Origin of the sequence: Bacillus sp. A260 (genome assembly GCF_009861435.1) — a bacterium.
GTDB lineage: Bacteria > Bacillota > Bacilli > Bacillales > Bacillaceae_G > Bacillus_A > Bacillus_A cereus.
Genome location: NZ_CP046398.1, coordinates 1814528 through 1827406, shown reverse-complemented (window position 1 = coordinate 1827406; position 12879 = coordinate 1814528). Strand labels below are relative to the sequence as shown.

The following is a 12879-nucleotide window of genomic DNA, read 5'->3' as shown; positions in this document are numbered from 1 at the left end:
AACCCTCCACCTTATGACAAAATACCATTATTTGTATTACGTGAAATTTTAACGTTATTTATGAACGAACAGCCACTTCTCTAACGAGTGGATTATGTACTTGCACATAAATAGCTTGCTCCAATGGATTACTTAACTCATCGACATCGAAAAATCTCGTTAGTAAATTTGCTTTACACGCTAACTTATCTTCGTCCAATAATTCTCTTAAAAATGTAGAAGGTTCCCGGTTATATGGAAGAAATGATTCAAGTACAGACCTTAATTCCGAGAGAAGAATTTCCTCCTTAATTAATCCTGCTGTGCCAAAACCATTAATGATGCCAAACATATGATTGAAAATTAAGTAGTAACGAAATCTCTCATCCACAATATAGTCGTCATATAAATTTCCAGTACGTTCTCCAATACCAGCTAATTCATTATTAAGCATCTCTTTCATTGAGTTACAGAAATAAAATCCTTGATTATCACGGAAATAATATTTGATCGGATAACCATCTTTTAGCTGAACAACGCTATTTTGCTGATGAGCTTCTAATGCAACACCATACTGTAAATACATCCATACCATTGGCTTTAAAGAAATATTCATATATCGTCTAAACCACTCTAAGCTTACTTCTTCACAGCTTTTACTTTCTAAATCTGCTAGGCGATGAATAATATTCGATAACCGCGTACGCTCCCCAGGTATAGCGTCTTGAACTAGCCCAGCAATTAATGTTGCGTCGTTTGCATGTTCACTATAAAAAGGATTCTCACGAATAATCACTTCAAATCCAGATTCTTGTGTTCCATAATTTAATGTAATAAAGGCTGGATCACAAATAAAATCAAATCCTGGAAATCTTTCTCGTACTTCACCAATAGCCGTATTTAACATTTCCTTCCCTTCAAGACCACTCTCAAGTTCTTTCAGTTTATTAATACGCATTGAATTCGTTACTTTCACCGGAAATGAAAACTTAAGCATATACTTCGAATTGGGATGATATAGCGTCCTTAGTGATGATGTTGCCATATAATACTTACCTACAGGACCAATATACTCAAGCAATTCTTGAACTATCCAATCTTGTACGTAAGCTTGATGCAAGAGCCATTCTGCCTGAAGCGGATGAATTGGAATTAATGCATATTGATCTTCCTTACAGTACTTCGCTATAAATTCCTTACTAACCATCTCATCATTACTTAATTCTTCTTTTATAATCATTGTTGTAGAATCTGATAATAATGATTTTTCATTTACTATACTTTTATGTGCCCGAAAATAATGAAGCTGACATTCTCCTTTTAATTCTGGAGAATACATTGCACTTTTCCAATCCAATATCCCCTGTCTACTCTTTGGTGTAGGATGAGTTAAATGCCCAAATAATAAAGACTGCTCCGCTTCTATAAAAGTTGTATGAAAACCGTATAATGCGGATGTATCTTCTATTCTCTCTTTTGTAAATTCCTCAATATTTTGACAACTACGGATGACTCGAAGCATAAGTTCCGCAGGATTCGTTCCTTCTCCGTAGTTGATAGACATCTCTTTTATTAAAAATGTAATAACTGTAACATAATCTGCTGTAATAACAGAATGACTATCTCCAATTTGATAATAAAATTGTTCTCCAAACAAATGGCGATCTGTTGATGATTTATATATAACTTCTCCATACAAAGTAACGTTCTGTGCCGATAGCCGACAACATAAATATGTGGGGACTGTATCTCTATTCAACGTATTACTGAAGATACTCTTCATTCTTTCATCCTCTGTAATCCATTCTCCACTCCCTGTTTCTCTTAAATAACAGTTTAAAAAGCTTTGTAATGTTGCATGTTCTGCGATTTGTTTCGCATGCTGCATGTTGGTCCTCCTCTTTATATTAACGCTATGAGAATTTCATATTACAATTGATAATTGAATATCGTTATCAACTATGATTCTAATTGATAATGATATTCAATTCAATAGTATATTTCAGAATTTTTTTATCAAATTAAATTTTTCTTTTTTTCTTTCTTTTCTTTAATCTAGTTAAAAGTCCACTAGAAAAATTCTTGCTTTCAAACTAATTACCTACTATTTTTTATTAATCCACCTTTTGATGGATTAATAAAAAGGTACACCAAATGAGGTATACCTTTCTATACGATATGTTTACATAATATTATTATATGCATCAATCTATATAGCTGTTTGTTTTTGTAACAAATTCAAATCTCTCCAACAATACGCTGTTTCTTCTACCCTTACTCTCTCTAAAAATTTCGTATCAATTTTTTCAGGGTTGAATTTTTCATAAAACTTTTTAGAAGGATTATTCGTAACAACCCAAACTAAAAGTGATTGCATATCATTATTTATACAATCCGATAATAAAGCTTGAAATAACTTTTGTCCTATTTTCATTCCTTGATACTCTTGTAAAAGGTAGATTGCATATAATTCTCCATCACAATTATATGTACCAGTTCTTTCTACTCCCCCATCGATGAATCCAACTATTTCTCCATTTAAATTCTCTGCTACAAATCTAAATTGATGATTACCCTCTTTTTGAAAAATATCTTCCCATTGTTTTTCTCGTTTCTCATATGCTATATTATCTAGAATTTCGTCAGCAAATATCCCTTTATACGTTGTTTTCCAACTATCAACATGCACCTTTGCTATACCTTGTATATCATCCTTTATTGCTCTTCTAATATGTATTCCCATCATTTCTCCCTCCTTGTTACTCATCATTATATCAATTTCATTCCTTAAGAATCCAAATAAAAAAGAGTGAATTCACTTCACTCTTTTTTATCACAATTATCTACTTTCCACTTCAACTGAAACTACTCGATCTATCTCTTTCAGGGAACTATATAACTCTGTTGTATATAAATCTTCTGGAGCTAAAATAACCATCTCTAGTTGCTGAAATGCTCCACTATCTATATCTTTAATTTTCACGCGTTTCACATGCATGCCTAAATTTTTAATTTGCTTAAATATACCATCTAACTCATGATGCTCTTTAACAGTAATTTTTATAGATAAATCCTTTTGTCTTAATGAATACGGTCCTGCAATTTTCACAAGTTGCGGAAGTACATTAATCGCTAAAATAATTAAAACCATCGCAACTGTCGCTTGTAAATAAAATCCCGCACCAATTGCGATCCCTAAAGCTGAAGCAGCCCACACCATAGAAGCTGTTGTTAATCCAGAAATAACGTCATTACTTCTTCGTAAAATGACACCCGCGCCAAGAAAACCAATTCCACTAACAATTTGAGCGGCCAGTCGCATCGGATCCATATTTGTATGTCCTGGAACAGAATATACATGTACAGATTCAATTGAAACCATCGTAATTAAACAACTTGCTACAGAAATAACCATACTTGTTTTCACACCAAGTGGTTTATTCTTTAGCTGCCTATCTATCCCGATGAATAATCCTAAAAAGAGTGCTAAACCTAATTTGAGTAAAAATTCATATGACATATTCCCATTCTCCTTACTTTACAATGTTTCCCTTAGAATAACTCACTATAACTCTTTTATGATATCAATTCCAGTCTTTTCTATTCATTTAACGTAAAAAACCGAAAAAACATTTATAACGATGTTTCTCCGGCTTTTTATTACACTTTAGATTCTTCTTTATTTCTGATCTTTAATCTTAATTTCTGCATCTTTGTAGAATGCTAATTTACTGTCATTATACTCTTTTGTAAATTTGTTAAACTGCTCTTTCGACTTTTGTGCTTCCACATTTAATTCATTAACAGTTTTAACTTTTTCACCGATTTCTTTTAATTTCGTTTCTTTTACTTTTAATTTTTCATACAGTTCTTTTTCAGTCGCTAACACTTTCGTGTAATTTTCATTCATCTTTTGGAATGCATCATAACGATTCTTATACGACTCTTCTACTGCTTTTGCTTGTTTTTGTAACTTCTTATCTTCAATCTTCTCTATATTACTTTGAACAGACTTCGTTTCCTTCTGTGCTTTTTCTAGCATTTCTTTCTCACTTTTCAATACTTTTTCACGATCGTCTACATTTGCAGTAGCTTGCTCTATTTTCTTCACAACTGCTTCATTATGATCTTTACCTTCTTGCAAAATTTGAGCATATAATTCTTGCCCTTGTTTCTCTAACTGCTCTAATTTTTTTGCTTCATCCACTAAAGATTTTTCTTGTGTTGCTGCTGTTTCAAAAGCTGTATATAGATTTTCTTCTGGCTTTTCACCGAAACAACCTGTTAAAAGTCCTACTGATAATGCTCCAACTACTGCTACTTTTCCATACTTCAACGTTCATTCCTCCATTACATACGGTTATCATGCCAGAAGTTCACTGGGAAGTGACTCTCTTCATGATAAGCTTCAAACTCATAACCTTTTTCTTTTAGCCCCTTTAAAATTGCTGGCACAGCAGCAACTGATTGCGGGTGAATATCATGCATTAAAATTACTTCTTGTGGTTTTGTTGCGTTTGTTAATACGTTTTGAGCAATTTGTGCTGCAGCTGCATCAACTGGCATTTTATTGTATCTCCAATCTAATGAATCAATTGTCCAATCCCATACTTTAAATCCGCCTTCTACCACTTTATTTCGAAGACCTTCATTCAATCCAGGCATCGAACCATATGGAGGACGTGTTAATTTAGGTGATTTCCCAATAATATTAGCGATTAAACCTTGATCTTCTTTCATCTCATTTACATACTCGCCATTTTTATATAACTTTGCGAAATTATGTGTCATACTATGCATGCCTACATAATGACCCTCAGCATTTTCACGTTTCACTAAATCAGGAAATTCTTTTACATTCGCTCCAATTAAAAAGAACGTCGCCTTCGCATCATGTTGTTTTAGCGTATTTAATAATTCAGCCGTATATTTCCCTGGCCCATCGTCAAATGTAAGATAAGCAACTTTTCTTTCTTTTCCATTAAAACGACTTGGTGCCGTTTTATTCATTTCAACTTTCGGCTGTTCACTTGCAAGCTGCACTACATTTTCTTGTTTCGCAACAGCTTTTGCTGGTGAAGTAATTGATTGAAACATGTAATACCCAATAGCTACTGCGGCAATCGCTATTAAAACGACTACTATTTGTTTAATTTTTAAAGCTTTTTCCATTCTATCGAATTCCTCTCCCTATTAATCTTATATATAAATCGCCCAATATAATTATACATCTATTTATTTTTATTTCACCATATAAATAGATTTTATTTGTATTATAATGGGAGTTTTATCAAAATTGTTGTTCCTATTCCTTCTTTGCTTGTAACACTAAGCACACCGCCATGAAGCTCTACCATTTTTTTAACGATAGCTAAACCAATACCTGCACCTGCAGCATGATTATTAATTTGGTAAAATGATTGCTCAATATATGGTAAATGTTCTTTAGCAATTCCAATCCCTTCGTCTCTTACCTTAATCACTGCTTGTCCTTCTATTTTAGTCGCTTCAATGTGTATTGTACTTTTTTTATGTGAATACTTAATTGCATTTTGAACAATATTCAAGAAAACTTGCTTTAACCTATTTCGATCTCCCATCAATTCAATTCGGTCTATAGTAGTAATAAATTGAATTTCCTTCTCTTCCGATTTAGGAGTTAATTGCCAAATCGTCTCCTCTAGTATATCGTACAACTGCACCTTTTGTTTATATAAATTAAAATGATTTGATTGTAATCTTGAAAAATCTAGCAATTCTTCTACTAAATGAATCAATCTATCTGTCTCACCTGAAATAATGCCCATACCTTGCTTTATTTCTTCTTCTGTTAAATGATCTACTGTTTTTAACGTCTCACTCCAACCTTTAATTCCTGTTAAAGGCGTTCGTATTTCGTGCGAAATAGAAGCAATGAATTCATTTTTCATCTGCTCAGCCTTATCTATTTTATAGGCCATATAATTTAAACTATGTGCCAATTCACCTAATTCTCCAGGATAATCTTCTTTAATTTTTTGCTTTAATGTGCCTTCTGCAATTTGTGAAGAGGCTTGAATAATGGATTCAATTGGCTCAACAAATGAATTTGCCAAACGTCTACTAATTAAGAAGGCGACTCCCGAAATAACAATACCTACAGAAATAGTAAACGTAATAATTTCAATAATCTTTTTATTTACATTTGTTAAAACAGTCGTATATTTTAAAACACCAATAGTTTGTCCTTGATGTATAAGTGGGCTTAGCACCTCTAGTTGTTTTTTATTACCTTTCGTAGTAACTTGATTATACATTTCACCTTCTAATAATGATTGTGGAATATTCACTTTACCTTTTACCTTTTCACCACTTGAAGATTGTATAACCGAGCCGTGACGATCAATTAACTGTAATTCTGTTCCTTCTAATTGAAAGCTACTAATTATGTCACCACTATATTCTTGTAATCGAATAAAGTATAGTGAATTGTATTCTGAAAAAAAACGTGTACTCGTTTTCGCATGAGACTCTATATATTGCACAATACCATTATAATAGTATCGATAAATTGAGACTGAAAATACAACTTCAAATAATACAAGCATAAGTGTAATGACCGTCATAAAATATAAAGTCACTTTCCGTTTCATCTCATACTTTCCTTCCACACATATCCTTTTCCCCACACCGTAAGAATAAATTCAGGTTCTGATGGATTACATTCTATCTTTTGACGTAACCGTCTCATATTTACATCTACTACTTTCGTCTCACCTACGTAATTGGTTCCCCAAATCATATTTAAAATTTCATCACGCGAAACTGGCTTTGAAGCCTGATTCATTAAATACTGTAATATCATATACTCTGTAGGTGTTAAATCGACTAATTGTCCATCTTTATACAATCTTTCTTCTATAATATTTAACGAAAATGGACCTGACGTAACAATATTCGTTTTTTCTTCATGTACTTCTATTCTTCTTAATAAAGACTGTATACGTGCAGTTAATACTACTGGACTAAACGGTTTTGCAATATAATCATCTGCACCTATTCCTAGTCCTTGCACCTTATCTTCATCTTGTACACGTGCGGTTAACATAATAATACCCATTTTTTTATTTTCTTTCCTGATAGCCTTACAAACTTCTAAACCATCAATCCCCGGTAACATTACATCCAGCAGTGCTATATCAACAGTTTGTTCACTCAAAATTTGTAACGCTTCTTCTCCAGTAGTAGCTTCTATTACATAAAATCCAGCACGTTTTAAATTTAAAACAATAAAGCTACGGATCGTTAATTCATCTTCTAAAACTAAAATTTTTGACATAATTCTCACCTCCTACTCTTGTTGATAATCCGCTAGCGGTTTTATATATGCTTTCACTTTTTCAAATTTTGATTGCTTCGGTACTGCATATACGTGAGAAGCCGTTTTAATTGCTGCGCTGTAGCCTTTTATATTGAACCATTCTTTCCGCTTAAAAATATGAACTTCAAGCCATATTTCATTTGTTCTTGTATCCAAAAACTTTTGAGAATTTGATTCTTTTTGCTGATCTGGTATTGTAATTTTCCCTATTAACTCTTTAGGAATTTTCACATAATACCCTTTTTCTATATCTATATATCGTTCTTCAATTGGTTTAATTCCAGATTCACTCCACTGTATGTAACGTTCGAAAAGCGGACTATCACCATGTGATTTATCTTCCCAACCTTTTGGGCGTACAGTACGAACAAATTCAATAATGCCGTCTTCATTAACATCTTTACTTTCTACAACATATTCATTAAATAAATCTTCTTTCCCATCTATAGGTAATACTTCATAATGATCCTGATCAAATTTTGCTACATAAGTTATACCTGAATGAGCCCCTGTTCCCGCATCGATTACAACTGCCTTTAATGATTTAGAAATACGACCCATTTGTATTCTTTGAATACTATTTATATACGGATCAAATGTAACCTCTGACAATACCTTAAACTTTTCAATGAACTGAACCTTCAACTGTTCATCTTTCATATGCGAAACAAGGCTTATGTCTTTAAAACCATTTTTGTTTAAATCATCTATAAATAACTTTGTATACTTCTGTCTATAAAATTCCTTTATATCGTCACTCTCATCGGAAAAAACATACATTGTGTTTTCTAATAAATCACGATTGGTAGTTATTCCTATCAATAGTTCCCTTTTCCCACTCCCTGTGAAATCTCCTACCTCAACAATATCTACTTCTTCCCCATCAAATGTATAGGTTGACTTCATATTCCATCCATTATTTTTCTTCTCATATACGGCTAAATATATATGATAATCTTCATTAGGTATTTTATATACGATGACAGCTTCTTTTTTATTATCTCGCTCGAAATTCATTGACCATGTCGTCTGTTTATCTCTATTAGACATTGGAGTAAGTAAGCGATAATTAACAGGTAAATCTTTATCAATTTGTTCCTTTAATTCATTAATCCATTTTTCATTTGTAGGAGCTTCCATTAGACTTGTTGGAGCTTCAGACATTTTACATCCAGTCAATATAAAGATAATTCCCATCATGCTTAACCATTTCTGCATATGATATCTTTCCTTACCACAAATTTTGAATATGTCCTTTTACTTTTTTACCTATCCATTATACTCATACATATGAGTATAATTTTTCTAAACTAAAAAATCGTTACAGAAAAGTTACAAATACATTCCAAAAAAAAAGATTGGCAAAAGCCAATCTTTTTTTATTATTCATTTCGGACTGATTTTGGCGTTACACCTAAATGATCATTTAATTTTTTTGAAATATCTTTTACATTTTTTTCATTTGGAATGTAATAATAAATACCACCGATACGTTTATCTGTGCCTTCTATTTGCAATTTTTCCATTTCCAAATTAGATCCTGCCATATTTTTTGTAATGGCAAGCATATCGTCAAATGTTAAGTTCGTTTTCATATTTTTATCAACCGCATCTAGTAAAGAGCCCATTTTGCTAATTGATTGAACAGACATCGCTTTTTTAGCAATTGCTTCTATTACAAGTTGCTGTCTCTGTCCACGCATTGCGTCACTATCAATTTTACGCGTTCTTGCAAGTGCAAGTGCTTGTTCTCCATTTAAATGTTGGTAACCTTTTTCTAAATGGATCATACCAGCTTGGTCTTTACTATCTTGTTCAGTGAAAGTAACTGGTACATCAATATCAATACCACCAATTGAATCGACAATTTGTACGAATGATTCAAAGTTAAACTTCACATAATAATCAACAGGGACATTTAAGAATCTTTCCACCGTATCGCGTGTGCTTTCTACGCCACCAAATACGTGAGCATGAGTAATTTTATCTAATTTTTTTCTAGTTGGAATATAAACACGTGAATCACGTGGAATACTTACTAGCTTAACAGACTTATCATCTTTATTAATTGTTGCTAATAAAAGTGCATCTGTTCGAACTGCTTCGCCATATTGGCTTTTTCTCATTTCACTTCCATCTACACCCATGATTAATATTGAAATATTATCCTTTAAAGGTTCAACTTCTTTATCACGCTTTGATGACTTTTCAATTTTCGCATACGCATCATTTACAACAGCTTTTGCTTTATTATATATAAACGAACCATATCCTACTCCTCCAAAAATAAGTAGGAAAAATGGAATTAATATGAACCATTTTATTGACTTTCTTTTAGAACGCTTTTTATTACTTCTCGTATTTTGTTCTAATTCAGAGCTCATACCCATTCGCCTCTCTTTCTCTTTACCAAGTATAATGTAAGTCTATTTATCTTCATATTGAATTTCCTTTCATTAACCTTACAATTTTGTAAGGTTACTACTAAAACCCAATATGTATTCCATTTCACATTATACTCTCGTACTTATTTTTGGCAAGTCACTATTTACCAATTTCAAAAATTTAGCACTTCGCAACATGCAAATTTATAAATTCATTAACTCTTTCATTTTAAATTAGGATATCTTTTTCCAGATAAACGATATGAATAAAGAGTCCAGCTAATGATAAAACCTCTATGAATACAGTATATTTCACGTTATTATTTCTCAAACGGCGTATACATGCTTTTCTTCCCCTGATTATCAATAAAAGCCGACTTTGCTTTTATTTTCGTTTTTTCTACTTCCATGTCTTCATTTGAGAAGTTCACAATGATTTTAATATTTTTTCCATAAGAAACAGATTGTACTAGCTTATCTTCTGACAAATACGCAAAATTCGTCATCTCTTCTTTTACTGCTTTTTCATGAACTTCATTCCAAACTTTTAGATGTTCTGTAATTTCTTTTTTATGCTTATTCCACTCTACTTCATCTAAATGGTACAACGGAGGAACATTATACAATAATTCAGACAGCATTCGATTTCCAACTTCATCTTTTACCTTTAAACTTCCCCATTCCCAATGGTGCGTTGTAATAACGGAATCATTGTATACTAATTTATATAATGGTACCGAATATACTGGGTTTAAATACACTTGTTTATATTCTTCTTTCAATGGTACTTGTTTTGCATATTTTTCGGGAACATTTTGATTTGGTGACCAATATCCACCGACATAATACGGACTTGTTTTATTTTTCCGCATATCTTCATCGTCCCATTTAATAACAGGTGTTTCAATTCCGTGTGCAAATGCAATCGTACTACTAGCAAAATCATTTCCACCTTCAGAACCAACAACCATACCCTTTTCTTGCGCAATGTAGTCCATTCGTTTTAAACGTGCTTTTAAATCTTGCTCTTGTGTCGTTATATGTTTCGCTGAATAGTCATCGTAAATTTCACCTGTCGCATCACAATCAATAAACCATGAATTATATTTAGGACCATTTTGTAATATATCATTCATGCGTTCCTTTACACTAGGCAGCGATAAAGTCGGGTTTAACTTGCGACCTCTGCCTAAAAAGCCTTGCACCTTTTCTCCGTTTTTCTTCGTTACAGTAGCCTCTTCATATAATGATGGGTCATTAAAGGATGCTGTGTTCCAATTTTTATCACTTTTTTCGTGAATGGAATGATATGAATCATACGGACCAACTAAATACCCCATTTCCTTCGCTTTTGTCACGAAATTAGGTTGCATAAATCCTTGTTCCCAGTTCGGCAGACCAATCCACGCTTTTTCTATTCCTACCTCTTTCATTTCCTTTAGTATGTCCGTTCCATCTGCATTACCCCATTTACTTACCTCTTCAACCGCATCACCAAGTAGCGACTTTAATAAATGCTTATTTAAGCTATACAATTCTGTGTTCGTTAAGTGACCTACACCTTTCTTTAATAGCACACTAGCTTCCTGATCAACGTTTTGAAAAATATCCTCTTTATAAAATTCCTTCATGGATAATACTTCGTTTATATAACGTAAAATAACATTTTTTTGATACTTATCAATGAAATCTTGTTTACTTACTTGATCTAATACATTCAGTTCCCCAGGCTCTGAACTATTCTTTTGAATAAGTTCTTTTATATGACTAAACAGCGGGCTATTTATTTGCTCCCTTAGTTTTGGCCAATTTATATTATTTTCTGATAGACCATTTTGATTCCAAAAATAAAAATGCGCCGCTCCATATAACTTTTCGATTTCTTTATTTTTTCTAGCCTTTTCTTGTAATGTTTTAAATTCACCTTTTCGAACAATATCATCCTTATACAGTTTAGCAATGCTTACCGCATCATTATTTGTCACATATAATTGAAATCCATATGTTTTATTTTTATTTATGCTCGGAAATTCATGTGTAAAATCAAATCCTATTTTCGGATCCGAATGAAACTTCAATTCATTATTAAACATATTGTTTGCAATATATACAATTGAATATTTCGAACCATTTAATGCGAAAAACTTCATAGAAAATGATTCAGCAAATGAATATGCATCATCCTTTAAAAACTTCTTCCAATTCTCATCATTGCTCGGAATTTGCTTACCCTCCCATAACGGAAGTGTATAATTTTCAGCTTCTACTTTCGGCCATGTAAAGCTTTCTGCACCAGTCGATTCCACTTCAATGTTTAAGTGGTCTTTTTTCTTTTCTAATTTTATTTTTACTTTTTGATCTGGATATTCCCACGATGTACGATCCTTTTCTTTTTTTACATTCGATACCTTCATTTTCGGTAGGGGTCGTGATGCCTGTTCCTTTACCCCCTCATGTTCTACAGTTAATGTGAATGTTTCTGGATTTACATCATAAGTAAAATCTTTATACGTCGATTTCTTTATTTTAGACTCTTGTACAGCATTACTACCTTTTACGTCACAACCGACTAAAGTCGAAAATGGCATAGTTGTTAGAAGACATATCGCTATCATTTTTTTCATCCTCTGCACCTCCACCAATGAATATACAGGTGGTTTGTTACAGGAATGTGGCAAAAAATAATAGAGCTAGCATTTTGCTAGCTCTATTTGGATTATTAAAAGTTGATATGAACAACTATAACTTGCTTAGAAGATATGTAATACAGTAACTGCATTTTTTCTCAACAATCATGAAACTAAACAAATCAAAATTTTAACAAGCATTCTTTAACTGAAAAAATAAGTGTATACAATGTATCCTAAAAGTAGTACTAAAATGATTATCCCTGTACCTTTTCAATTCATACCGCCTGCTATATCAACTGGACTACCTGTTTCCGCTCTATTGAGTCCGTCATGTAAAGAACCCGTAGGATTACTTTTTAATTCACTTTGTCTCATACGCTCTCTTTTTTCTTCTGGTGACTCTTTATTCATTTAATCACCTCCAAAATGAATGCACTCTTTACTTACATTATTCAAAATCAACATTTGTTTTATATTTTTTTCCGAAAAAACCTAATTTAAAATAGGTTTGCAACGTAAAGAAAGC

The 12879-nt window shown here is 32.5% G+C and carries 10 protein-coding genes and 1 pseudogene; all 11 read right to left on the bottom strand.

The window, feature by feature from the left end:
- Nucleotides 1-58: 58 nt before the first annotated feature.
- The gene (locus GD442_RS09325) at nt 59-1867 is read right to left on the bottom strand and encodes an IucA/IucC family protein (RefSeq protein WP_001163344.1); all 1809 of its coding nucleotides are present in this window, start codon (nt 1865-1867) and stop codon (nt 59-61) included.
- A gap of 321 nt (nt 1868-2188) precedes the next feature.
- Nucleotides 2189-2725, bottom strand: a complete 537-nt coding sequence (locus tag GD442_RS09320; protein ID WP_033666136.1) for a GNAT family N-acetyltransferase — start codon at nt 2723-2725, stop codon at nt 2189-2191.
- A gap of 93 nt (nt 2726-2818) precedes the next feature.
- Nucleotides 2819-3499 carry an MgtC/SapB family protein gene (locus tag GD442_RS09315; RefSeq protein WP_000119510.1) on the bottom strand — a complete coding sequence of 227 codons (681 nt, stop codon included), beginning with the start codon at nt 3497-3499 and terminating at the stop codon, nt 2819-2821.
- 159 nt (nt 3500-3658) lie between these two features.
- A complete protein-coding gene (locus GD442_RS09310) occupies nt 3659-4315 on the bottom strand; it encodes a YkyA family protein (RefSeq protein ID WP_000873565.1) in 657 nt (218 codons plus the stop codon).
- A gap of 14 nt (nt 4316-4329) precedes the next feature.
- On the bottom strand, nt 4330-5151 hold the full coding sequence (locus GD442_RS09305) for a peptidoglycan-N-acetylglucosamine deacetylase (RefSeq protein WP_000409484.1): 822 nt from the start codon (nt 5149-5151) through the stop codon (nt 4330-4332).
- 101 nt (nt 5152-5252) lie between these two features.
- On the bottom strand, nt 5253-6611 hold the full coding sequence (locus GD442_RS09300; RefSeq protein WP_000824536.1) for a sensor histidine kinase: 1359 nt from the start codon (nt 6609-6611) through the stop codon (nt 5253-5255).
- Nucleotides 6608-7297, bottom strand: coding sequence for a response regulator transcription factor (locus GD442_RS09295; protein ID WP_000036071.1), 690 nt, complete (start codon nt 7295-7297; stop codon nt 6608-6610). Before GD442_RS09295 ends, GD442_RS09300 begins: the two co-directional genes overlap by 4 nt.
- Nucleotides 7298-7309: 12 nt before the next feature.
- Nucleotides 7310-8557 carry a hypothetical protein gene (locus GD442_RS09290; protein ID WP_078386238.1) on the bottom strand — a complete coding sequence of 416 codons (1248 nt, stop codon included), beginning with the start codon at nt 8555-8557 and terminating at the stop codon, nt 7310-7312.
- Nucleotides 8558-8721: 164 nt separating this feature from the next.
- Nucleotides 8722-9723 (bottom strand): LCP family protein, encoded by a 1002-nt coding sequence (locus tag GD442_RS09285; RefSeq protein WP_002182662.1) that lies wholly within the window; start codon nt 9721-9723, stop codon nt 8722-8724.
- Between the two features lie 320 nt (nt 9724-10043).
- Nucleotides 10044-12347 carry a glycoside hydrolase gene (locus GD442_RS09280; protein WP_000738105.1) on the bottom strand — a complete coding sequence of 768 codons (2304 nt, stop codon included), beginning with the start codon at nt 12345-12347 and terminating at the stop codon, nt 10044-10046.
- 207 nt (nt 12348-12554) lie between these two features.
- Nucleotides 12555-12764: pseudogene (locus tag GD442_RS09275) on the bottom strand (DUF6366 family protein).
- Between the last annotated feature and the right edge of the window lie 115 nt (nt 12765-12879).

Bases quoted from the DNA above. Each gene is read 5' to 3' on its own strand.
- GD442_RS09280 (WP_000738105.1), bottom strand. From the start codon at position 12,347: ATGAAAAAAATGATAGCGATATGTCTTCTAACAACTATGCCATTTTCG.
- GD442_RS09300 (WP_000824536.1), bottom strand. From the start codon at position 6,611: ATGAAACGGAAAGTGACTTTATATTTTATGACGGTCATTACACTTATG.
- GD442_RS09320 (WP_033666136.1), bottom strand. From the start codon at position 2,725: ATGATGGGAATACATATTAGAAGAGCAATAAAGGATGATATACAAGGT.
- GD442_RS09285 (WP_002182662.1), bottom strand. From the start codon at position 9,723: ATGAGCTCTGAATTAGAACAAAATACGAGAAGTAATAAAAAGCGTTCT.
- GD442_RS09325 (WP_001163344.1), bottom strand. From the start codon at position 1,867: ATGCAGCATGCGAAACAAATCGCAGAACATGCAACATTACAAAGCTTT.
- GD442_RS09290 (WP_078386238.1), bottom strand. From the start codon at position 8,557: ATGCAGAAATGGTTAAGCATGATGGGAATTATCTTTATATTGACTGGA.
- GD442_RS09295 (WP_000036071.1), bottom strand. From the start codon at position 7,297: ATGTCAAAAATTTTAGTTTTAGAAGATGAATTAACGATCCGTAGCTTT.
- GD442_RS09305 (WP_000409484.1), bottom strand. From the start codon at position 5,151: ATGGAAAAAGCTTTAAAAATTAAACAAATAGTAGTCGTTTTAATAGCG.
- GD442_RS09315 (WP_000119510.1), bottom strand. From the start codon at position 3,499: ATGTCATATGAATTTTTACTCAAATTAGGTTTAGCACTCTTTTTAGGA.